Below are 23,540 nucleotides of genomic sequence, written 5' to 3'. Positions count from 1 at the left end.
TGAGCACATGACCTACCCTTATCGGGTTATCATCGCAGGTTGCGGGGCAATGGCAAATACTTGGGCGGACTATGCCAAAGAAAGACCAGATACAGAAATCGTGGGGCTCGTTGATCTCTACGAAGAAGCTGCGTCATCATTTGCCAAACGTCACAATTTATCCTGTCCAACATTTACTAATATTCATGATGCCCTTGAGGCAGTCGATGCCAACATCGTATTTGATGTGACCATCCCTTCCAGCCATTATCATATTGCGATGACCGCACTACAGGCAGGTTGCCACGTCTTTGGCGAAAAACCGCTGGCAGAATCATTCTCGGACTGCACGGACATTGTGCACACCGCCCGCAGTACAGGACGTATTCAAGCGGTGATGCAGAACCGCAGGTTCGATCCTCGCATCCGTGCCTATCGGCAGCTCATTTCCAGCGGAACGATTGGACAGCCGGGATATGCAGGGGCAGACTTTTTTATCGGGGCGCACTTTGGTGGTTTCCGCGACCTTATGGACAGCCCGCTTTTGCTGGATATGGCGATACATACCTTTGATCAGGCGCGTTATATCCTTGGTGCTGATCCGGTGTCGGTGTACTGTCACGAATTCAACCCTCCAGGTTCCTGGTATAAGGGCAATGCGATGGCCATATGTATTTTCGAAATGTCCGACGGGTCTGTGTTCGATTATCGGGGGTCTTGGTGTACCGAGGGCGTGCCGACATCCTGGGAAGCAAACTGGCGTGTAACCGGTGAAAAAGGAACCGCCATCTGGGATGGTCATGACGATATCTATGCTGAAGTGGTCAACGCACTTACGCTGGAAGCTGATGGCAAGCCATCTTTCCTCCAGCGGGCTGAACGAATCGAGGCCGAGCTGCCTGTAATGAACAAAACCGGACACCACGGCTGTCTTGAAGAGATGTTTGCTGCACTTGAGGAAGGGCGATTGCCCGAAACGGATTGCAGTGACAACCAGTTCAGCATGGCTATGGTGCTCGCCTCTCTTGAAAGCGCACGAACCGGACAGAAAGTGCTGATTGCAGATTTATTGAAAACAACAGGGCCGTCATCTTGAGCAAGATTAGGGTTAATGTTGTTTAAATAAATATTTTCAATCGCCATCAAAGGAAGTGAGTCTTATTGTGTAATGAAAGTGAAATTATTATTTCTCCATTAAATGCGGACTTAATAGAGGATATCCATACGACAAACGATTACTTTACGTTATTCGGTAAAATCATCCCCAGTTTACAATCTGGACAATGGACCTATGAAGAAGTCCTTTTTGATGAACCGAAAGAAACGCGTTTTCCAGATGACAAACTGGATTGGATCGAATATATAAACCAGGAAGATAAAATGTTGTTTTTAGCTTATATGAATCAGGTATGTATAGGACAAATTAGAATCATCCAAGATTGGAACCGTCTCTGTTATATTGAAAACATTGCTACGAAAAAAGAGTATAGAGGCAGTGGAGTCGGAAAACTGCTCTTAAATAAAGCAGAAGAATGGGCAAAACAAAAAAACCTTATCGGAATGTCCCTCGAAGCACAAGATGATAATCTGGGTGCATGCCGATTTTATGTGAAACAAGGCTTCATACTAGGTGGAGCTGACACACTCAAACAGTCCTGTAGTCCTAATATTGATACCACTTTATACTGGTATAAGTTATTCACGTAACGATGGCTTTATAGAATAAGGAAACAGCCGTTCCAACATAGGGACGGCTGTTTTTTTCATCTACAGAATCTGCTTTTTCATCGCCTTGTACACCAGTTGCGCAAACAAACTGTTGGACCAGGCGAACCATGGACGCGTATACGTGTCGGGATCATCGGCATGAAAGCCTTCATGCATATAACCCGTTCCCGCATCGGTGCTCTCCAGCACATCAACCATGGCCAGCATCTCGGCGTCATTGTCCGCCGTTAGGCCTTGCATGGATAACGCCATGTGCCAGATGTACCCGGGAGGAGTGTGCGGGCTGCCGATGCCCTTGGCCGCTGTGCCCTCATAATAGTACGGATTTTCTTTACTCAAAATAAAACGCCGTGTGTTCTGATACACCACATCATCTACGGATACATATCCGATATAAGGGATCGACATGAGTCCCGGTGTGCCCGCATCATCCATTAGACAGACGTTGCCATACCCGTCCGTTTCGTAGGCGTAAATCTGTCCATATACCGGATGACGATGGGTACCATACAGGGCAATGCCATGCCGGATTTCCTCCTCCAGCCGTGCCATACGGCTCACTAGCTGTTCGTCACGGAACACCCATTTTGCAATCTCCCCCATCTGGCTCAGCGTCACTGCGGCGAACATATTGGACGGGATGTTGTAGTGAAAATCACAGGCATCATCGCTTGGACGAAAGCCTGACCAGATCATGCCCGTATAGTTTACTGGCATCCCCATTCCCTCATTGCGTAACGTATCATGAGCTGGGCAGTTGCGACGCATGAAACGATACGGAGATTGCTCTGTATGCCGCTGCTCCGTTTCCCACAGATGCACGATCTGCTCCATGACCTTTTTAAAACGTTCATCAAAGATGTCTGTAAGCTCTGTCTCACGCCAGTATGTATAGGCCAGCTTCATGGAGAAACAGAGGGAATCCAGCTCAAACTTCCGCTCCCATACCCAAGGCGACATCTCTGTCTCATCATTCGCGTCCCAGTGCCAGCCATTGGCCGTTTCGTTAAAAGCGTTCGCATAGATGTCTATATCCGCATAGAACGTATGCCGTTTAATCAGCCCTCCGATAATATGTTGCAACTGCGCGTCATGCTTCGCCAGCGGAACATAATGGATCACCTGCTCCACTGAATCCCGGAGCCACATGGCAGGGATATCTCCCGTAATCACAAAGGTGGTACCGTCATCTAACAGCTTGGTGGTCGTTTCGAGCGTGTTCGGAAAACAATTATGGAACTGAGCCAGCAGTTTCGGTCTGTGCTTCAAGTGCTCATCTGCTTCAGCCAAAACTTCACGAACGGCTTGGGGTAATTCTAGCTCAGGCATCGGGATTTTAGGTAATCTGAACTGATCCATGGGAGTCCTCTCCTTTTCTATGTAAACTGTTAATCAACTAATATAGACTTTTAAATAGGACCATTGTTATTTTTGTTATTATAAATTATAATAACGTTATTATTCTGTAAGTGTACCTGTTCCATGAGAGCACGTCAATTCACAATTAATCAGTTTTCCTAATCAATCATCTATAAAACATAAGTCATTTCCCCCCCGTCCATACCGACTCATCCATCTGTCCATAAAAGGAGTAATCATATGTCTCGAAAAGTATCGATCCAGACGCTGGCTGACCAGCTGGGGTTATCCAAATATGCCGTGTCCCGCGCGCTCAGCGGTAAAACCGGTGTCAGCGAATCTACGCGTGCACGGGTTCTGGAACTTGCCCGTGCACTCGGGTATCGTCAGAGTACACCCGGCTCGGCGGGCCATTCTGCCAGTACCAATCAGGCTCATAAAGCCGAACCTCCATTTGTCCTAATATGTATGAATCAGCTTAACCGCGGTGAGCCGCACTATTGGCAGCGTGTGCTGTCAGGCATCATCTCTGGCTGTAACGAGCAAGGATGGCATCACGTCATTGTGTCACCTTCACTGGACTTGCCCGGCAAAGAAATCGCACCTGAAAAAGCGATCGCACCTCATCTCGACTGGAAGCGCTGTGCCGGAATTATCGTTATGGGCGCTTTCCCGCATACCGTGTTGCAGACGCTGGTACAGACAGGCCGCCCCATGATTTTGGTCGATCATCAGGAGCCTTTGCTGAACTGTGATACGATCAGCCATGATAATCTGGAAGCCGGCATTACTGCGGCCAGATATCTCATGTCGAAGCAATGCAGACGCATCGGCCTGATTACTGATGACGGACGTGCCGCCAGTTTTGCACAGCGTAAGATTGGAATCGAGCTGGCTTTGAATCATTTTCATACCGAGGCAAGGGAAGAAGTGAGCTTTCAAGCTTGGAATGTAGCCTATGAAAACGGGGATTGGGTGAACAAACTCGCCGCCACAATCAAGCAACTCCCTGCTGAAGAACGCCCTGACGCGTGGATTGGGGCGAATGACGATATCGCATTACAGTGGATGCACAAACTTCAGCAAATGGGATTATCCGCGCCTAAGGATTGCCTGGTCATCGGAATTGATAATGTGTACACCGCTGCCACCTCATCTCCCCCGCTGACTACGGTACATTTGTGCAAAGAGGAACTTGGGCAACGAGCCGTCGAGGCTTTGAAGCGTCGAGTCGAACGCCCAGGTACACCGAAAGAGACGGTCATGTTATCCACTACATTGATTCCAAGGGATTCGGCTTAATGGTCTATCCACATCAAAAAAGAGCCTCGCATTTGATGATGCAAGGCCCTTTTCTTTATAATCCATACTCGATGACGTTTCCTCAGAGCGCTCACACTACGATGTGATTATATGACTCCACGTCTGATCTGTTACAGAACGATCTTGCCAACCTTTGCATAGTGCTCGTTATTGATCCCAAGGCAGACTTGAATCACTTGAAAGGTTTACTTTCCAGTCTACATCCCGGAAATCACGATGTACAACCGTTCGTTTTAACGTCAATTTCGTACCCGTATCCTTGTTGAACCCATGAACAATGAGCTTCACATCTTCGACAACGTACTCTTCATTCAGATTGGCTGGTTTTCTAATCCCCATGACTTCAACCGGATACTCTTTTCCTGTAGAGTCTGTTGCGACCCACTGATCACCATAAAACTCATTTTTGAACAATGCAAGGCCCTCCAGAACAAGAGAAGCTTGACCCCCAGTTTGGCCATTCGATGACTGCCCACGCTCATAATTAAACCGATACAATTCAAGTTGATCCCCAAAGTGTTTAAATGAGGCAAACGCATAGAACTTAGATTCCTCACTAGCCTTATCCAGATCAACTTCCATCTTCTGTCCTTCTTTCACAGGTATCGTGTAACCGTCCAGGACAAAGCGGATATTTTCTGCATGCAGTTTTACCAAAGACGGGTCCCATGTCTCCGATATCTTAAGTGGCCCCCCCGCACTCACTTGACTCAAATCTCGATAACGGAATTTGGCCTGACGTGCATTGGGTCTGCCCCCGTTGAAAATACGGTACTCTCCCGTGTCCATAACTTCAATATGATATAAAATGTCCATATCCTTTGCCCAATCTTCTCCTGCTTTCGCACGAAGCTCGTCGTTCAGATTCACTTCCAGATCAAGCCGGGTTCCGTTTGGCGTCTGCACCAATTGCGTCATAGCCAGTTCCAGCCCTTCCGGTGTTGTATAGGACGCATCCATCGGGGTTTCTTTGGACATCACTTTGGCTTGGGTCATATCCAGTTTAAACTGGAAGCTCCAGTCTACAGAGACCTTTTTGTCCGTATAGGTTTTGGTATTCACATCATAGCCATTCCCTACATTTAAATGTCCGAGTTCTCCACGAACAGTGATTTCATCAGGAATGTCTCGATGTAACTGAAACACCAGCTTATTCAGAGAACCAGTGCCTTGCCTTGTATCACGCGCAAGCTCAGCAACATTATTACCCTTTTCATCTGTAATGTGGATATCCTCCGCTTTGGAATTCAAAAGATACATTCCAGTGCCATCAGGTGCCGTTTGCTGTAACATAAGTATAAGTTGGGAACCGTCTACAAGCACATCTTCAATCTTGAGTTTGTACCCCTGATCATCGATATCAATGTTCGGGTTCACGACAAGCCCAAGCGGTTGAAGCCGTTTGTAGTCGTCTGCCAAATTGGCATATCTCAGAACCTCCGGGACAGGAATATTGGGCAAAGCGGGAATATTTACGGCGCTTACAGGAGGCTGAACTGGCTTTTCCTTTGTCCGTTCCCAAGCAGCCCAAGCCCCTCCTGCAATCAGTACCGCAGCTGCTGCGGCGATCCCCGTTCGATAAATCCATTTGCTCTTATGCGACTTCTTTGTTCCCCACGGCGCCTGCACATGAGGGCCCTCCATAGACACATGATCCAGCTCCTGCATCACTTGTAACGTAAAATCTGCATCCGGTCCCTGGCGAAACAACTCCTCCTCCCACTTGCGATCCTGCTTCTTCTCCTGCTCACTTGAAATGGGCTTCATAGGTCGATAAACCTCCTTTGCGTTCCATCTGCCTTCTCAGCATTTTCTTCCCTCGATAAAGCGCATTACGCACTTGTGCGTCACTCATATCTGTAATCGTGGCGATCTCTTCATAGGTCAGCTCATTGGTGTATTTCAAGAGCAGTACAAGCCGGTACGTTTCCGGCAGCTGTTCAAGCTGACGATGGATTTCCCGCTTCATTTCCTTGTGCATCAATCGTTTCTCAGGTGTATCTTCACTGACAGATTCGGTCTCCTGATCGGCGGTCATCATCGGTTTCCTTTTCCGCATATGATCCCTCATGATGTTCACCGCAATGGTATACACCCAAGCCGAGAAACTGCTGCCCTCTCTCCGGGTTGGCATATATCGATAGATCCGAATAAATGTGTCCTGTGCGAGATCCTGTGCATCCGGGTGACTTGCGCCCATTCCGCGCAGGATGCCGTAGACTTTATTTTTATATCGATCCACGAGCACGCTGAACAGCTGTTTATCCCCATCTATAATGCGCTGAATCAGTTCCTCCTCTGGTATCAGATGTGTCATGTAATCCCCCTTCTCTACAGCGTCCATGCATGGTTCTGTACTATATAGACGGAAGCTGTTGCCTAAATCTCTCACTTTATTGTCAAAAAAAAGAATCCACTTCCCGGCCAACGCCGAACGGGGTGAACTCAAATCTACGAACGATAACGGAACTACGTCGATTTTTCCTATTCTCCACCGTTCTTCTCTGCCACGAAATCAGCAAGCCGGGCATAGATTGCCACAATTTCATCCATCGACATGCGTACAAGTCCACTGGACGAAGGCGCAACGAACTCCTGAATTTCTTTCACGACCGGGTCATCCTGGAATCCCCATTCTACTTTGGAGTGTTGGCTGTACTGGGTATATACGCCTTTGCCAACAAAACAAGCGATATCCGGTCGATACCTCTCCAGCTTTTTGCGTAAGATTTCGCGCCCTTCCGCATACTCTTCCTTCGTAATATCCTCAATGCCTTTCGTTGGGCGGGCTACGATATTGGTAAAACCATATCCCAGCTTCAATAGCTCACCATCCTCTGTTGCATCATATAAACGCGGAGTCAGTCCGGAACGCTCCAGAATACGCCAGAAGCGATTGCCTTTGTACGCATAATGATGACCAGTCTCTCCCGAGGTAATGCTGGGATTAAAGCCAATAAACAAAATCGATAAACCAGTATCCAGATGATCCGGGATCATAGGGCAGCACCTCCTGAACTTTTTTGACCAAATCTCCTTGCAGGTGTGTATAAAATGATATAATGATCGAAGTGTTTTCCGTAAAGAACTGAAATTTTCATGAAAAAGGAAGTTGAACCAATGATTGCAGACATCATGTTAGAAGTCGTCCTGCCCGTCTTTCTCCTGATTGCTGTCGGGTCCTGGATGCAAAAGGTGTTCAAGCTGGACTTGTACACTCTCGCCAAAATCAATTTCTATTGTATTACCCCCGCAGCCGTCTTTATGAGCATGTATCACTCGAATATGTCTGGTGAGCTGCTTGGCACGGTTACGCTTTTTTACGCGATCTATGTACTCATTCTCTATATTATAGGGTCTGTGGTCGCCCGCTCATTCCGCATGAACAAAGGCATGAAGGCTGCCTTCAACAATAGCATCATGCTGGATAACGCCGGCAACTACGGTCTGCCGATTAACGCACTGGTATTCCGGGGTGACCCGCTTGCCTCATCCATTCAGGCACTGGTCATGTCCTTGCAGTCTTTGCTCACCTTCACCTACGGTGTTCTATCCATCCAAGGTGCGAAACTCAAAGGAAACTACCGTGCAGTCATCATTGGTTTTCTGAAAATGCCTGTACCTTATGCACTGTTACTAGGCGTTCTGTTTCAGGCATGGAAGTTGCCTTTACCTACATTTCTGTCCATGCCACTCACCTATGCACAGCAAAGTATGGTTGCCGTTGCACTGCTGACACTCGGGGCACAAATCGTGAAATACCCGATTCGATTATATCGTCTTGATGTGTATATTAGCACATTTTTACGCCTGCTGATTGGTCCGGCAATCGGCATCAGCATCGTGCTGCTGCTCGGACTGGATGGCATAGCGGCTCAGGCACTCATTATCGCATCGGGCATGCCTACCGGGGTCAACTCTTCCATTCTTGCCGAGGAATATGACAACGAACCCGATTTTGCTGCGCAGACGGTGCTGATCTCCACCCTGCTTAACATTATTACGATTACGGCACTGATTTCGTATGCCAAAACGTTTTGAATAGTTAACGTAAGCTCACATCCTAATTAGGGATTGTGGGCTTTTCTCATTTAGCTTCATTCGTCCCAGTTACAGGCATAAAGTCTTAAGGCAATCTCATTTCTGATCCAACCTTAGAACTGTTTCGCGCGTCAAAAGGTTATTATCCGTTGCGAAATCCCGTTTCGACCCTTAAAATTATTGGGTAATAAATTCTGGAAGTTTTATTAAATTTATCGTATCTACATATCTTCATTATCATTTCCACGAGGTGAATGTTGTGACGAGAATTGTTGTACCCCCTGAGAAACTTCAGGAGATTTCCAACCAGTTTGCCCAGGCTTCGGAACAAAGCCGAAACATGATTAGCAATCTGAGCAGGCATATTAGTTCATTACAGAGTCAATGGTCTGGCATTACGCAGGAGCGTTTCTTTCAGAACTTTCAAGTGGCACACCGGCAAATGACGAACTTCTCCACTTCGGTATTTTCCATTGGCACGGAATTGAATACGATTGCCACTCGTTTCACCCAAGCAGATCAGTCGCAAGGACAAGGCGTTAATACAAATGGAGGTCAATCCAACTCTGGCAAAAATGTGAAAACAACGTTATCAGATTTTTATGACCAAGGAAGCAAGTCTTGGGATAAGATTAACGGGATTCATGGTAATGTGGGACTGTTTGGTACCGTTATGTATTCGGCTTTGGCTACTTCTATGGTACTTTCCAAATCGGTTCATTTTAAAGTAGATCCTCGCAACTCTTCCCGTGCCAAGATTCATAATGCACCGTGGGTAAAAGGAAAGGGAAATACTTTCCTAAGTAACATGGCACGTAAACTGGACAAACAATTCCGCAATCCTGGCTTGGTTATGAAAGGGCTAAAGGGATTTGATACACTTGCAGGCAAATTAAAAATTGGTGATATCGGGCTCGGATTCAGTAAAGCCAACAGCTTTGGTCAATGGACCCGGAATGTTATCGCTGGCGTAAATAAAGGCCAATACGGGATGAAAATTTCCAAAATCCCTAAAATGATCAGCAAAAAGCTGTTTCCAATTAACGTCGGGCTGAATGTGTGGGATGAAGGTGTCAAAACGGTTTCCAAATTTAAAGATGGTACTCTAACTAAAACAGATCTTGCCGTCTCCACATCCAATGTTGTGATTAAGTCTGTCTCTGCCGGAGCCGGAGCAATCGTTGGCGGAACCTTCGGTGGTGCTCTTTTCGGTCCCCCTGGTGCAGCTATAGGTTCTTATATAGGTGGTAGCATAGGAGCGTGGGCAGGTAATCATATAGCAGGTGCAGCGGAAAAAGGAATACGGTGGCTTACCAGTCGTTTCAAATAACGTTAAGGACAGGATATCCATCATCTGTAGAAAGTGAGTTGATTGAATATTCATGGAGTCGATTAAATTCAGTCGTTCAGTCGTTCTGTTTAGGGCTATCGGCACTCTAATTATAATGATTTTAGGAAGTATCATGATTTTAGATTTAAAAAACTTTCGATTTGGTTGGTTTAGCCCAATCTTCTACGTTTTTATTTTTGCTACTTCAATATGGTTTTTCTTCCCTGCTTTTTATAGATTGACCTTTCATCTTTTTTCGAGTACAACTCTTATCTCATTTGATCAATATCGCGTGACTTCTAAAAACGGTAGATCCCTTCTCTGGTCTGATATCAAGCGAATTGAGGCTGTTGGAGATACCATCAATAACTTTGGCCAACCTGTGCCGAGGCTATACCGTTTCAATCTTTTAGATCGGTCCCATGTCGACATGTCTACTTATCACCTACTAACGAATGAACAATATCTAGAGGGTGCAAAAAAACTACGCACAGCTTGGTCTCAGAATAAACACCGTAAGGTGGAATAAGTATGAAGCCCCCATTACCTAATCATCTATACGAAAGAAGGAGATTACACTCATGACTAAACCTCTAGTTACCCTGTCCATTGAGGAATTCGGGTTTGCGCTTGCTACTCTGGGTGCAGAAGACATTGCCGCCGGGCTTCTAAAACCGATGTATGGTGAGTTAACTGAAGAGAGCTGGGAGCTTGTTCTGAGAGCTGCTTCTCACAGTCTGTTATCCAAAGGGCTCATCGTACGTATGGAAGAGACGGAGATTGAGTTCGAACCAGAGTTCATGAAGATGCTGATGCATTTTGCCCAAAGCCGTAGCATGATTCGTGCCTATTCCGACAGCCTTGGGCAAGAAAAGGTACTAACCATTCACCAAGGTACAGGTAACAACGATACATACTTATATCATTTGGCTGTCGATCAACGTGTGCACCTGTTTACCTGGACAGAACCGAAGGAATGGGAGGAAGAGCTGTTCCGTTTTTACTCCGGACAACAGGAGCCGTTCGTTGAGCAACCTACTCAATTTACAGTAACCGAAGCACAATGGAATATGCTTACCAACGAGGATAAATACACTTCATTAGTAAACTTCATGAGTGATTGGGAACTTTCCTATGAATCGCGCGAGTTACTATCACGTTGGCATGAGTCCTTTGAAAAGTCTCGTCGGCAACTAGATAACCTAAGTATTATTCGTTATACCAGCAACCAAACAGACTTACCTTTGCCAGAACAAGCCCTGCTCATGCTTCATACCGAGCAAGGCTTCTGGAGCATTGCCAATGGTAAGTCTAACAGCGAACATGATGCCCTCATCGAGATTACTCAACATTCCAAACCATCCTTTCGTCATCAATTGCGGACTTGGATCGATCGCTTTGCATCCCCTGTCTCTCATCTCTAAACGTATATCTAACACAAATAAGTCCAAGCGCAGCAATGAGTCGTTGCACTTGGACTTATTCTATAATGACCCTATTCAGTTGTTGCCTGATAGTATACCCATGGTATAATCAGAATTCTTCTTAGAATGCTTAAAATAGACTATGTTTCAACCGTGGTTCGGTCCGGAAAGTTGCCGCCTTCTCTAAACAAACATCGTACCAGCCATTGAGCTGCCCGATTGAAAAAAAAGCTGGGACTGACTCCATCCACTTGTACAGGCTCTAGTTCCTTCACACTTTCCTTGATTTTGTTCATTTCAATGAGTCCCATCTTCCGCTCATTCGGTCCGAATCGATAAATAACCTTTTCATCGTCCTCCGTCTGTTTCACCAGTAAAATCAATGACGCCATACAGGTTACCCCCTCGTTACGTAGTGAGATTCCAATGCTATTAAACTTCTCTTATAATTATTACTTAGAATAGAAAGATTAGATATAGGGCTTTGGTTTATTAGACTGATTCAATCATCCTATCTTTCCTACAAAAAAAGAGGCCCTTAGGCCTCCATTTTCATCGTACCATGCAACTCGTTTCATTCCAGACTACTGAAAAATCGCTCAACAAAAACATCACCATATATTTTCTTCATATGTGCCGTGTTAAAAATATATTGTTCCATATCCTCAAGCTTGCGCAGACTGCGTACCAGCACTTTCCGATCATCGTCAGATAGATTAGGGTCATTGTCTATCTTCACCAAAGCATTTTTCACACGTGCCGATACCTGTTCCATATACAGATGGTTTTTGGACTTTGGCGGAATACATTGCGTCAGGTCACAGCCTACAAAACGAACACCGTCAAGGATGCCGTTTTCTAGATTAACGATTAGCTTCTGTTTACCATTTCCCTCAAATGTAATATCCACCAACTTGCCGGTAAAGGAACAATTGACGATATTCGCAGCTTGTAAAATCCGGTCATTGAATCTACACTTAGCAAAGGTGCAGTCGATAAACGTAGCATTTTCCAAAGTCATGCCTCTCATATCGCAGGAGGTAAATTCACAATTGGTGAACACGGCTTCATCCTTGCCAATGCCAACAGAGCGCAAGTCGGATCGAATAAATGTACAATGATCCACTGTGCTACCTTCAAAAAATCTCGCATTCGTAAGATCACAGGTATCAAATACAAGATGATGCAGGTTACAGTTCCAGAATATAGGTGAACCAACATTCGAGTTAATGGCCGTCGCTCCGCTTATCGTTTCGTGTTCATACCTCAAAATATCAGAAAAACATTCGTTGTCTACTGACATACCAGACTCAAGTCTTCTCATCCCGATCATCCTATCATTCCTTCCAAAGTTTAACCCGACAACTTCTTTAAGAAAAACATCGTTTGGACCCCAATTTTTTTTTCCTGCTCTTAACTCGTTATTATATCATAAAGCTATTTATATATTGAGATAAGCACTGTTGTCTAGGAACGAAAAAAAGTCGCTGAAATAGCGACTTCAATGAAATCATACACTAAACGCAATAAATTTTTATGTCGAAATAATGTTGTTAAATGAACCTATTTGTATTTTTTTATCACATTATGTCTTGGATCAACGAGCCATGTAAACCGTTCCTTATTCATATATACTTCCCGAGCATTCACAATAGACGGAATCACATCCTCACCTTTATAAAACACTCTTCCCCCTACTTTCTGGATCGGCACATGGTAAGAGATGCGCAAGGCTCTCATCAGCACCGGCTCCAGTAACATGGCATAATAACTAATCTGATTCATTTCCGCGTAATGTACAATTGCAGACAATAATTCCGTAACATACTGCCCACGAAAGGTGGATAAAATAGCCAGTTTATCGATCTCTGCAATATGCCCCATCTCTGCCTGAATCAATGGGTGCTCCTGAAAGGGGCCGATTTCGTTCATGGAACTCTCTTCTGTGTAAGGTTTGATCTCAATCGAACCAACATAATGCCCTTCCTCCGTAACTACAACATATCTTTCTAGAAACACCTCTGAGAACTCAAACTCAAATCCTTTCTCATTCCATACCGTTGTCCATATTCCATTGAACATGGCAAACTCCAATTCATTTTCCACACGTTTAAACATGGTCTTCGCTTCCTTTCTGAGTTCTTTTTTTGGAAAACTCACCATTACTATCGGTGCATGCAAAGTTGCTATTTATACAAAAACACCGACACCAGGATTCACCAAACAAAGAAAGAAAGCGAAGAACAAACGGTATGTACCGTTAAAACGGAACAACGCAAAAAAAGGAATGTAACAGGATGGGAAATCATCCAATTACAATCCTTTTCAAGTTCGTCCATGAACCGTGCCCTATAAACGTGGATCTACGCGTTCCGATTCCAGCGATAACGTGGCGAGCACACATTCATGAATCCGCTCTATGGATTCTCCTCGCACGAAACGTTCGATTCCTTCCATACCCAAAGCACTTTCAAGGAGCGCATGTCGCTCTTTTTTGGATGTTTTACGTTTGCGAAGACGGGACACGTGCTCGGGAGCCAAATAATCCATGCCGTAGATGATATGCAAATAGGCACGTCCTCTAACTTTGAGCGCAGGCTGCATCATTTTGTTACCATTCCAGCTACGGAATGTCTCGGGTTTGATGACGATTCCCTCATGTCCCTCGGCCGTCATTTCCTCCCACCAGCGAATGACCTCTTCCTCATCCGTCTCATCCGTTATGATCCGATATTCCGTCTCCATTATCAGCGACGACAACTGAGCCAGCTCACGGTTTTGTTGCATATGCCACTCATGTGTATGCTCCCAGAAGGTTCCCGTACTGTGAGCCAGCGTATGGAATGGTGCAATACGAATGTCTGCAATATCCTGTACATCCCAGCAATAATACTGGAACACATTCCGGAATGTCTGTGCATTCGCCAGTTTAACTTCTGTTTCCTGTAACCAGTCCGCAACGTGGCGGCCCGCGCTCATAGCCTGGCGAATTTTGTCCATCACTACGCTGCGATCCATCAGCGCTGCCTCAGCGACATGCGCATATTGAGATGCAATAAGCTCCCGCGCTTTCAGGTTCCAAGGTACGATCTCTGCATCCAGCAAAACAAATTCGGTGGAATACCGCTCGAAATAACCACTTGCGGTCAAGTCTGCATGTAATCTGGTGAGTACCTTCTGTTCTGTCTCGGGATCAAAAAAGGATCGACCTGTACGGGTCACGATGCTGCCCAGCATCGGTCTGCCTACTCGCAGCGATGCTGCCTGTTCGTCGCGGAACAGGAGAAGAATTGCTCGGCTACCCATATGTTTTTTCTCGGCTACCATACGGGTCACGCCCTGAGAACGGTAATAGCGGAACGCATCTCTCGGATGCTCCATAAAATCTTCTACCGAACATTCCCCGGGCGGCGGGCTCATCGTTGGCGGGATATAGACAATTTCCTCCAGTGTCACCGTAAAATGAGAAAAGGTATCCAGTGCCGTCTGCGCCACTTCTCCCTGCACAGCGACATTCAGCCGCGAACCCGTCTGAACGGTAAAACCGTCCTTGAACTTGCGGATATTGGGCGGTGCAAACCGCTGCTGATTCCAGCGTTTCAACGGGCTGTCTGGCTCTTGAGCATAGTCATGCTTCGCCGGTACGCTAATGCTCTCCCGTTCCGGCATTCTCCACGCCGTAAGCATACCGCCAAACACAACACCTTGATCAATATTCACCGTATCATTCACAATCGTAGGGTATGGCCTTGGATCATGTCCCCATACAATGCATTCACCGGACGTATGATCCACGTACCAGTCTTTACGTACGGGCCGCCCCTTATCATCCGTTCCTTCCACATCTCCATAGCGACAGTAATCCTGAATGCGTTTCGACTGCTTGCCGATAAAATGATCCCGTATCCCGGCATGGGCGACAACCACTTGTCTTACCCCATTCCGCGTAAACACCAAATGAGCAGGTGCATTCAGCAGAAAATGCTTCAACGACTCCCGTACCCTTTTTGCCTCTTCACTGCCTTGCTCCTGTTCGAGCTGGAGCAATTCGGCTTCCACCCGTTCATCCCCATGACTTAAGGTGACATCACGGCCGTCCAGATAACGTGCAATTTTCCAGCCATGGTTACTGTCAACCATATAAGCAAGACCCGCGGCACAGTGTTGCTGCCAGAAAAACAAACATTTTAACGATTCCGGCCCGCGGCTGCTTACATCTCCGACAGAAACGAGTTTCCGCCCTTCGGGATGGCGCATCAAGCCATCTTCTTGTTCAGCGACGTATCCCAGACGTTGAATGACTTCCATCATCTCATCATAGCAACCGTGGATATCGCCAATGATATCAATCCCCGTCCCCATGTCTAACATCAACGGATTCGTTGTGCGTACAAAGGTTACCGGGTAAGGGTGCTTCAGCACGTAACTGGCATCGAATCCTTCATCACGGATCGCACGCAGCGTACGCTTGAATTGCTGTGCCTGTTGTTTTACGCGTTGACGACCACGCGGATGCTTACGCTGATCATCACGTTCAAGTAATACATGCTCCGGTACATCCAGTACTACCGCGATAACGGGGACATGGGATTTGCGTGCCAGCTCAATTAACCGTCCGCGATCCTCGGGATACAGATGAGTCGCATCCACCCAGGTCAGCTTGTTCAGGCGACAACGTGTGGCAAGCATGGCTTCCATTGCTTCAAATGCTTTGGCAGATACTTGCTGATAATCTGCATACAGCACATCCGCTTCACTGCGAGGCCGCTGCCTCCATTCCACATACTCGTCGTCCCCGACCAACATGCGGAACTGATCGGACGAGACTACCTCGGTAGCGCGAATGACATCCTTTTCCACCAGCTCTGCCAGCAGTGTGCTCTTTCCACTGTTCGACGTGCCAATCAGCACAACGATGCCTGCATGCGGCAGTTGAATCTCTCGCTGTCTATCCTGCATATGACTTTCAACTTGTCGCTGCACACCATCTGTTCCACGATGCGAACGATGGTGATCACCCGCACCTGTTTGCCTTTCTTTTCTCATACATGCTCCTCCTTTCCCCGTGTGAACATCGCCAGTTGTGTCGGTTGTCCAAAGCCTTCCTTGTCCTCACCAATTCCTCTGATCTCGTAATCGTAATTGCCTTTCTTTGCCCAGCTTGCACACTGGACAATGAACTCCTCCCGTGTCCACTCAAAACGGTGATCATGGTGACGGAACTGCTCTTGCTCCATCGCATACACTTCGTTATATTCCTTATTCGGTGTAGTAACCAGCAGCACTTGTGGCCGATACTCCTTCAGAATCGTATCCATAATGCTACTCAGACGATATTCCTCGATATGCTCAATCACTTCACACAAGATGATGACATCCTGATGCTGTAACTGCTCGTCAAAATAAAACAGAGAACCGAGCATCGGCTCCGGCATAGCCTGAACCCCTGCCCGATCCTGCATTTTGGCGAAACGTTCCATCGCCCGTAGACGTGCTTGCCCCGAAGGCTCAACGGCAAGGATCGATTCCACTCCCGAGATATAAGCGAGACGTGCAGACAGTTTGCCTTCACCTGCACCCATATCCACAATACGGCTTTTTTCAGGCAACGAAGCCACAATATCTGTGATCGCTCGGTAACGTAAATCATTTAATCGTACAGGTGTTTCGGATGAGTCGTCAGCTCTTTCTGCACTTGTGGCCTGACCTATGTTTTCATTCGGATCACTATCTGCTTCCTCAGCTTGCTGTTCTACCCGTGGTGGCCGATCATCCAACGCTCCATGCTGACGTTCATATGTCCGAATCAGTTCGGCAAAATGAAGCGTTCGCCTAACGATAAGCCCCTTATGCGGATGGGTATCTAACCAACCCTCGCCATATCGGTTGATTTTATCAATCTCATCCTCACTGATGAAATAATGCTTATAGTTATCCAGCACGGGAATCAGCAGAAATAGCTGACGCAAGGCCTGTTGTATCGTTTGCTCACCACGCAGGGTGATGTGACGAACTGTGCTTCTATTTTTCAGGTCAAACGAATACGCCGACTCTCCCCGTTCCACAGTAATGTCATATCCCATACAGGAGAACAGTTCCTCCACCACACGGTCAGGCAGATCAGAGGCCACCGGGCCAAACTTCAGCTCCAGTTCAAAGGCATGATCCACCCACTGCACATAGTCTTCCTTCGGCTTGCCATTCAGAGCTGTGCCCAGCGCACTCCGTATGTAAGAGCAGAATAAACTGCTGGTCACAAACTCCCGGTCATTGATGTATTGTGTGATATCATATCCATCCGGTGTGCCTCTAACCAGATCGACCGGATCAGGCTCGGCATGAATCAGCACCTCCGTCTCCTGCTCACTCGCCTTGGTGTATACCATCCGTACACGTACACCCTTATCTGTCCGGTCATACACATTATTCGGATTTTTGGCGAGCAGATGGGATACAACCCCCGCATTCACTCCACTTGCTTTTAGAATCAGATGCATATCTTCTCCGCCTCTCGTTGATCTTCAACCCATTTGTGAACTTTAATCCCATCCATTCATTTATTGCCAAACTTCTTGTACAGCTGATTGAAATATCCGGTTTAAGACCTCAACCTCCACAGTCGCTTGTCCTTGAATTTCGGCAGCCAGTTGCTCTACATGTGCAATTTGAGCCGTAATATATGCTTGTATGGCCGGAAGCTGCGGCTCCATGTCCAGTTCGTCTCCTGCCTTTTTCCGGCGCAGCAGATCATGAATTTCAGTATACAGAGATTTGTCCTCTCGAACCAAGGTTTCAACGAGTTTGTCAAAAGCCATCGGCGGCATGGTTTCATAACGTTCAATCCAGCTACAAGCCAGCAGCGGGCGCAGCACATAAAAGTATTTTTTGATCTTCACCTGCTCGCCTTGCAAGTAATCACGGAAGTTTCCCTTAGCCATGTTCAGGTAATGGTACATACATGATTTCGCTGAAAACGTCAGCGGTGACAGACTCCGAATCCGCTCGGCGACGCTATACTGCTCATCATATTGAATCGGGGACTGTAACCACTCCAGCAGCGGCGGGTTGGACTTGCGAAACAGCTTCAATGCTTTGCGTATATCCCATCCGTTAATATCCAACTGGTCGCTGATCGGACGTTCGATCACATCACGTTGATCTTCAATCGACAGATACCACTCCAAAGGTCTGACATAAATAAACCGCACATCGTAGTCACTGTCTTGCGAAGGAAATCCCCACGCCCGGCTGCCTGACTCACAGGCATAGATAATGCGAACTTGCTCCTCCTGCTCGATCTGCGCGAGTTGCCTCGCGATGATGTCTCTCATCGTCTGATCTACATTGGTCATCCCTTTACTCCTCCTTCTCTGCTTCGATTAAAGTTGAATCGTTCGTACACGCTCGGCAATCGTCTCGTACCCTGTTACGGTCTCTGCAATATATGTCAATACCGCCTCACTCCAGCCATAGATGTAAAAGGTCTGGCCATCCCGCGGCGGAACCATTGCCTGCCGGTAAGGGGTAATATCTACAATGAATGCCTGCAGCCCCGGATTCATGGCGCGTCGATACCGTTCTAACTCGGCATAAAATGGACTTCCTTCATTCTGCTGCTCATCCGTAATCATAATGATGCGATCCACCATCTCTTTAGATTCTTGCAGCTCTCGTACAGGCCTTCCCGTATCGGTTCCGCCTTGTGCACGAATTCGATATGCCTGCGCCAGAATACCCTCATCCAGCTTCGGGCGGGCATCTTCGACTTGTTGATCGAACAACCAGAATAAGGCGTTGCCCTGAGTTTGTTTGAATAGCGCCAGTGCGAGGACGGAACCGATACGTAAGTAGTCTCCCTGCATAGAACCTGAGCGATCGAGAAAAATAGCTGTTCTCCCTGGTAGCGGTGGCAAATTGTGCACGGACAGCTCTATCGCCTGCTGCAGCGCTTCCCGGAGTTCTGGCTGCTCAACCATCTCATATGCTTTGACGAAGCGAAAAGGCAATATCCGCGATTGACGCAGTGCCTCGGCATCCGTCAGACGACGTGTGACGTAAGCAATATTTTTCTTTTTGGTAAAAACCCCGGCACGATCCATCGTATTTAAATGACGCAGGAGCGCAAACATCGGCATCTGGAGCATCAAAGCTTCCCAAATCTGACGCGTTGGTTGAAGGATCGAGGTCACGACCGAATAAGGCAGTTTACCTTTTTCAATCTGATGAAGCTGACTGGCAGGGTTACGTGTCGTTTTCAGTTTCTCCAGTGCCTGTAGTTGAGGAAGCTCCGCAAGACTGGTCTCATGCCCCCGCAAATAACGGAATAAAGCTTGTTGCTTCCCATCCTTCGGCTTGGGATGTGCGGTGACGATCATATCCCCCAGACTGTACCCACGCCCACGTCCATTGTATTTGATCGCCCAGTATTCGCTGATTTCGTTCAGGAACTGATTGACTTGACGCTTCACTGCACGCCCTCCCTCTCCCCGCCCGCTTCCTCTGAGGATCGTCAGAAAATCGGCCAGATCAGCTGGCGTCTTCACCACATGAGAGAAAACCTGTGCGAACTGTTCCGGATTAATCTTGGACAAAACGGCGAGCCCATACAAAGGCTGTAGCCGCATGAAGCCTTCATTCCGAGCATATACCAAAGCCTTCGCCATGAAGTTTGCATCCAGTTCCGCCATCTCCTGATGGCTGCTCCCCGCTTCTTGCAGCAGCTGTTGTTCATCCGCATAAAACGTATTGTTCAGCGTATTCGTCGTCAACATCTGTATATATTGTTCCTCGACCAATCGCTCATAAGCTGCATATCCATCATGATTATGTACTACAGATTGAGGTGTATTAAATAATGATTTGGCTCTACTCATCGCACAAACCTCCCTACGAGTAAAATGCTGTGCTTCATCTATGTGGAACATTAGTTTATCTTCATAAACGCTTTGGGTAATAGCTCTGAATCTAACGTTGTTGGTCAATTTTTCTTCGTTTCTATAGAAGGTTTCCGAGGAAAAAGGGGGAAGGTTTTACCTGCTCTACCGCTGAGCTACACCGCCATAACCGGCGGCGATTGGATTCGAACCAACGACCTGGTCGATTAACAGTCGAAGTAACCCTCCCAGGCGCCTCGGAAATCAGATCAGCCGGGCTTCTTCAACGCCCCGCTTCACATCCTTATTATGCATGGAAACCTTCAACTACGAACATGGTGAAAGTATGGCGACTTGGCGTGAATTAGAGTGAGTTGCAGTAAATTGAATTGAAATGACATGGATTTGAGCGAGGTCTAGCAACTTTGCAATGAAAGCAGACGTTTATCTTGGTACAATACAAAGATCACAGTCCAATCAGGAGTGAGACCTATGGCTAAAGAAAGCTTCGATAAAGAGATTCAGTTTCTGCGGATGCTGTCACTAACCAGTGGCGCATATAACCGTCAGCAGTATGCCAAACGGCTTGGCATTTCTGTACATACCTTTGATAAAACACAGCGCAAGCTGCGAGATATTCGTCAGAGCTTGAGCGACCAGCACACAGACAGTGAGATGGGCTCGGAGATCAACGAACTTGTTCGTTTTCAATACGGCGAGTCTGCCGAGCCGTTGCTGCTATTTCTTTTTCGCGCCAAATCCATGAAAGAAACCGAAGTGGAGCGCTTGTCCGTCATTTTACATACCCTTCAAGACTCCGCGCTGACCGCGATGGAATTACTGGATGCCTGCTGTACCGATTTGCCGGAAGAACTGGCCCTGCCGGATGAGAAAACGATCCGTTCGGATCTGAAGTATTTGGAGGAAGTCGGTGTCATTCGCAAAGAGCCGGGCGGACGTCCTTATCGTTATTCGTTACAGCAGGACGTGCTGACACAGCTCACCCCGGAAGAACAACTGGAGTTATACGACTTCGTTGATATGATGGCGAACACACAGGTTCCATCGGTGCAAGGATATCTATTGCGGGATAGTATGAAAAAAGTAATTAAAGCAAGTTATCCGCAAGAAGAAGCGACGGAGCCATATATTTATAAGTATCATTATTATTCACGCATTCTGGACGAAGCCCATCTGTACACCCTGCTTGGTGCGATTCGTCAGCGAAGACGTGTGCAATTTCAGTATTTTTCACCGAAGAAACCATCCAGCTATAGCTCGCAAAATACGAACCCAAAATTCGAACGCGAAGCTGGCGGAAGCTCCAATCGGATCATCCCGATTGAAGTCGTTTATGATCACCAGTATGGGCGCTGGTATGTCATCGGTTATCAGAGTAGGCGGAGATTCGTGAAGTTTCGGATGGAGGGCATCACCCAGCTGGAGGAGCTTCAGCCTATTGAAGAAGAGCATATGCTTTCATTGAAAAAAGAATGGGCTGACATCAGCCGGTACAGCTGGCTTGTCGATACAGGCCGCACCGTAACGGTGCAAGCACGCTTTTTCCACCCGGGAGATGGTCAGCGCAATTTCATTCTGGATCGCGTCCGGCTGCAAGGACAGTGGGGAACCATTACACCCGAAACGGATCATAGCTTTTTGTATGAAATTCAGGTCAACGGTACAACAGAGATCAAACCTTGGCTGCGCAGTTTTGGCTCAAGCTGTGAGATTCTGGCTCCAAGTAAGCTGCGTGAGGAAATGATCGAAGAATGGAAGGAGATTGCGGCGTATTATGAACCTGTTCGAGAAGATGTTCAACTACCAGATCATGACGAGACTGAATGAAACCGGACTGTTCACCTGGACTTCACAGGAACGGGCTTGGCTCCGTATGATGATGGAACATCCGGCTGCGCAAGAAGCGCTAAACCCGGCAACGTTGACCAAATTAAACCATATGCTGGACGGGGAAAAGCACTTGAATCTGCAAGATTACCTCACGGAAAAAGCAAAAAGTGAAGAGAGTAGTGTCTCTCATCCCCTGCTGAGGCCGTTACGGCAGATGATCCTGAACGGTGAGGGGTTTCACATGACAGGTCGTATCCGTAGCGGACGCACAAGCCAGGAGCAGTTCGGGTTCCCGTATAAGCTGGAATATTCCATGGTCAAAAAGGAATGGTATGTGCTCTGGTATGCCCCGCACTTTGCCAGATTAATGTCCACCAAGCTGCATAGCATCACCAAGCTGGAGAGCAGATCCATTAAACCGGAGGCCGCATCGCGATACAAGGCAAGCATTGCACTGATCACGGAGAAACGTAAAACGACGATCACGATCGAGGTCTTGCCTGAGTTCAATGCGGAGTTGTCCCGTATTCTCTATGCCTTCTCCTGCTTCGAGAGAGAGGTTAAATACAACGAAGCGAACCATGTATACCGGATTCTGCTGACGGTTCCCCGAAACGAGGTCGATTACGTGTTGTCCAAGATGCGTTTTCTCGGTAAACGTGTTCGCATCATCGATCATTCGGCTCTGCAGGAGCGCATGTCCGAGACTGCTGCCAAGGTGCTGGCACGTTATGCGCATTCCGAGTCCAAACAGCTGGATCATGAAACAGCTGCGCAAGGTGATTAGCATAAACCATCGCTTTAAGAGCTATCGCTTAGCAGACTACTTGATCTCAACTTCTCTGATAGGGTGCACGATACACAGCAACAAGGACGAAATGATGCCGGCATACGTCGGATCTGACCGTTACTCCTTCGGCCTGTAACGGATCATTCGCCTCATTTTCGTCCTTGTAGATTAATGTAATTTGGAGAGCTAAACACCCATACATTTCCGATCTACGTAGCACTGCTACTGTTTGCAGCTCTCCGTCTTTTGTTAATGGCGTGCACGCCCATGACCACAGCAACCAATTCATAGGTGTCCAAATATTCGGATTGGTTATCCAGCACAAACGCCCCTGAACTGAACCAACCACTGGTACGGCGGAAGCTTACCACGACACGGCCTGCTCTGTCGGTTACATCATATTCCTGTGAAAATGCTGGTGCAGACACATCATAGATGCCACGTGAGCCCGCATCGTATTCATATTTTTTGCTGAAAAAGCTGAATCTCGCTCTTAGCACCCCCAGATATGTGCCATCCGCTGCCGTCACGTCCCAGCGATTGGTCAACATGCGGAATTTGCCTCTGCAGACCAGACCTTTTTCATCCGATACATCGAGTGATGATCCAAATACACTTTTCAAATCCAGGTGTCCTGCTTGCTCCTGATCGGCATTCAAAATTTCGGTATATCCGGCGTTGAAAAAGTTATCTCTAAAGTACAATTGCATATCGCTTTCCCCTTCCCGATGTTGTAATGTCTGATGATGCTCACCATGTGAATCCAACTTCTTATTTCTCTGTCAGCAGTCATTATATCTAAATTTACGTATTCAAACTGGAATAGGGTGCATATATCCTTC

21 protein-coding genes are annotated in these 23,540 nt (G+C 47.1%); 9 read left to right on the top strand and 12 right to left on the bottom strand.

Annotated elements, in window-relative coordinates:
* Positions 1–7: 7 nt before the first annotated feature.
* Together ABIE27_RS16155 and ABIE27_RS16150 are read left to right on the top strand one after the other, a co-directional pair.
* Positions 8–1,075 carry a Gfo/Idh/MocA family protein gene (locus ABIE27_RS16155; protein WP_429350957.1) on the top strand — a complete coding sequence of 356 codons (1,068 nt, stop codon included), beginning with the start codon at positions 8–10 and terminating at the stop codon, positions 1,073–1,075.
* 65 nt (positions 1,076–1,140) lie between these two features.
* Positions 1,141–1,686 carry a GNAT family N-acetyltransferase gene (locus ABIE27_RS16150; RefSeq protein ID WP_429350956.1) on the top strand — a complete coding sequence of 182 codons (546 nt, stop codon included), beginning with the start codon at positions 1,141–1,143 and terminating at the stop codon, positions 1,684–1,686.
* Between the two features lie 60 nt (positions 1,687–1,746).
* Here the strand turns inward: ABIE27_RS16150 and ABIE27_RS16145 are convergent, their stop codons facing one another.
* Positions 1,747–3,066, bottom strand: a complete 1,320-nt coding sequence (locus ABIE27_RS16145; protein ID WP_123063113.1) for a glycoside hydrolase family 125 protein — start codon at positions 3,064–3,066, stop codon at positions 1,747–1,749.
* 240 nt (positions 3,067–3,306) lie between these two features.
* On the opposite strand from ABIE27_RS16145, the gene ABIE27_RS16140 reads away from it, so the two are divergent.
* Positions 3,307–4,368 carry a LacI family DNA-binding transcriptional regulator gene (locus ABIE27_RS16140; protein ID WP_123063112.1) on the top strand — a complete coding sequence of 354 codons (1,062 nt, stop codon included), beginning with the start codon at positions 3,307–3,309 and terminating at the stop codon, positions 4,366–4,368.
* A gap of 168 nt (positions 4,369–4,536) precedes the next feature.
* On the opposite strand, the gene ABIE27_RS16135 is transcribed toward ABIE27_RS16140, so the two are convergent.
* From ABIE27_RS16135 to ABIE27_RS16125, 3 genes are all read right to left on the bottom strand, one after another.
* Entirely contained in the window at positions 4,537–6,156 is a 1,620-nt protein-coding gene (locus ABIE27_RS16135; protein ID WP_429350955.1) for a hypothetical protein, read from the bottom strand.
* Positions 6,137–6,706 carry an RNA polymerase sigma factor gene (locus ABIE27_RS16130; protein ID WP_123063110.1) on the bottom strand — a complete coding sequence of 190 codons (570 nt, stop codon included), beginning with the start codon at positions 6,704–6,706 and terminating at the stop codon, positions 6,137–6,139. Before ABIE27_RS16130 ends, ABIE27_RS16135 begins: the two co-directional genes overlap by 20 nt.
* A 167-nt stretch (positions 6,707–6,873) precedes the next feature.
* Entirely contained in the window at positions 6,874–7,389 is a 516-nt protein-coding gene (locus tag ABIE27_RS16125) for a mismatch-specific DNA-glycosylase (RefSeq protein ID WP_429350954.1), read from the bottom strand.
* Positions 7,390–7,509: 120 nt separating this feature from the next.
* Here ABIE27_RS16125 and ABIE27_RS16120 point away from each other — a divergent pair, with 120 nt between their 5' ends.
* From ABIE27_RS16120 to ABIE27_RS16105, 4 genes are all read left to right on the top strand, one after another.
* Complete coding sequence (locus tag ABIE27_RS16120; protein WP_123063108.1) at positions 7,510–8,430, top strand: AEC family transporter; 921 nt, start codon at positions 7,510–7,512, stop codon at positions 8,428–8,430.
* A gap of 259 nt (positions 8,431–8,689) precedes the next feature.
* Entirely contained in the window at positions 8,690–9,760 is a 1,071-nt protein-coding gene (locus ABIE27_RS16115) for a WXG100 family type VII secretion target (RefSeq protein ID WP_123063107.1), read from the top strand.
* 52 nt (positions 9,761–9,812) lie between these two features.
* Positions 9,813–10,289, top strand: a complete 477-nt coding sequence (locus ABIE27_RS16110; RefSeq protein ID WP_151458049.1) for a hypothetical protein — start codon at positions 9,813–9,815, stop codon at positions 10,287–10,289.
* Between the two features lie 52 nt (positions 10,290–10,341).
* Positions 10,342–11,184 carry a hypothetical protein gene (locus ABIE27_RS16105; protein WP_429350953.1) on the top strand — a complete coding sequence of 281 codons (843 nt, stop codon included), beginning with the start codon at positions 10,342–10,344 and terminating at the stop codon, positions 11,182–11,184.
* Between the two features lie 140 nt (positions 11,185–11,324).
* Here the strand turns inward: ABIE27_RS16105 and ABIE27_RS16100 are convergent, their stop codons facing one another.
* The 7 genes from ABIE27_RS16100 to ABIE27_RS16070 all read right to left on the bottom strand — a co-directional run bounded on the left by ABIE27_RS16100 (position 11,325) and on the right by ABIE27_RS16070 (position 20,057).
* The gene (locus ABIE27_RS16100) at positions 11,325–11,576 is read right to left on the bottom strand and encodes a hypothetical protein (protein WP_123063104.1); all 252 of its coding nucleotides are present in this window, start codon (positions 11,574–11,576) and stop codon (positions 11,325–11,327) included.
* A 182-nt stretch (positions 11,577–11,758) separates the two neighbouring features.
* A complete protein-coding gene (locus ABIE27_RS16095; RefSeq protein ID WP_429350952.1) occupies positions 11,759–12,508 on the bottom strand; it encodes a pentapeptide repeat-containing protein in 750 nt (249 codons plus the stop codon).
* A 239-nt stretch (positions 12,509–12,747) separates the two neighbouring features.
* Positions 12,748–13,302: a GNAT family N-acetyltransferase gene (locus tag ABIE27_RS16090; protein ID WP_429350951.1), complete on the bottom strand. Its 555-nt coding sequence runs from the start codon at positions 13,300–13,302 to the stop codon at positions 12,748–12,750.
* A 231-nt stretch (positions 13,303–13,533) separates the two neighbouring features.
* Positions 13,534–16,143: a polynucleotide kinase-phosphatase gene (locus ABIE27_RS16085; protein ID WP_429350993.1), complete on the bottom strand. Its 2,610-nt coding sequence runs from the start codon at positions 16,141–16,143 to the stop codon at positions 13,534–13,536.
* A gap of 83 nt (positions 16,144–16,226) precedes the next feature.
* Positions 16,227–17,681, bottom strand: a complete 1,455-nt coding sequence (locus ABIE27_RS16080; protein WP_123063102.1) for a 3' terminal RNA ribose 2'-O-methyltransferase Hen1 — start codon at positions 17,679–17,681, stop codon at positions 16,227–16,229.
* A gap of 60 nt (positions 17,682–17,741) precedes the next feature.
* The gene (locus ABIE27_RS16075) at positions 17,742–18,536 is read right to left on the bottom strand and encodes a nucleotidyltransferase domain-containing protein (protein WP_123063101.1); all 795 of its coding nucleotides are present in this window, start codon (positions 18,534–18,536) and stop codon (positions 17,742–17,744) included.
* Between the two features lie 27 nt (positions 18,537–18,563).
* Entirely contained in the window at positions 18,564–20,057 is a 1,494-nt protein-coding gene (locus ABIE27_RS16070) for a TROVE domain-containing protein (RefSeq protein ID WP_429350950.1), read from the bottom strand.
* A 492-nt stretch (positions 20,058–20,549) separates the two neighbouring features.
* Here ABIE27_RS16070 and ABIE27_RS16065 point away from each other — a divergent pair, with 492 nt between their 5' ends.
* On the top strand, positions 20,550–21,905 hold the full coding sequence (locus ABIE27_RS16065; protein WP_429350949.1) for a helix-turn-helix transcriptional regulator: 1,356 nt from the start codon (positions 20,550–20,552) through the stop codon (positions 21,903–21,905).
* Positions 21,853–22,695, top strand: a complete 843-nt coding sequence (locus ABIE27_RS16060) for a WYL domain-containing protein (protein WP_429350948.1) — start codon at positions 21,853–21,855, stop codon at positions 22,693–22,695. The genes ABIE27_RS16065 and ABIE27_RS16060 overlap by 53 nt, the downstream gene beginning before the upstream one ends.
* A gap of 212 nt (positions 22,696–22,907) precedes the next feature.
* Here the strand turns inward: ABIE27_RS16060 and ABIE27_RS16055 are convergent, their stop codons facing one another.
* On the bottom strand, positions 22,908–23,408 hold the full coding sequence (locus tag ABIE27_RS16055) for a hypothetical protein (RefSeq protein ID WP_123063097.1): 501 nt from the start codon (positions 23,406–23,408) through the stop codon (positions 22,908–22,910).
* Positions 23,409–23,540 lie beyond the last annotated feature (132 nt).

Origin of the sequence: Paenibacillus sp. 4624, assembly GCF_050435065.1 — a bacterium.
Taxonomy (GTDB): domain Bacteria; phylum Bacillota; class Bacilli; order Paenibacillales; family Paenibacillaceae; genus Paenibacillus; species Paenibacillus amylolyticus_D.
The sequence above is the reverse complement of the archived record's forward strand: the minus strand, read 5'-3'. Positions and strand labels throughout refer to the sequence as shown.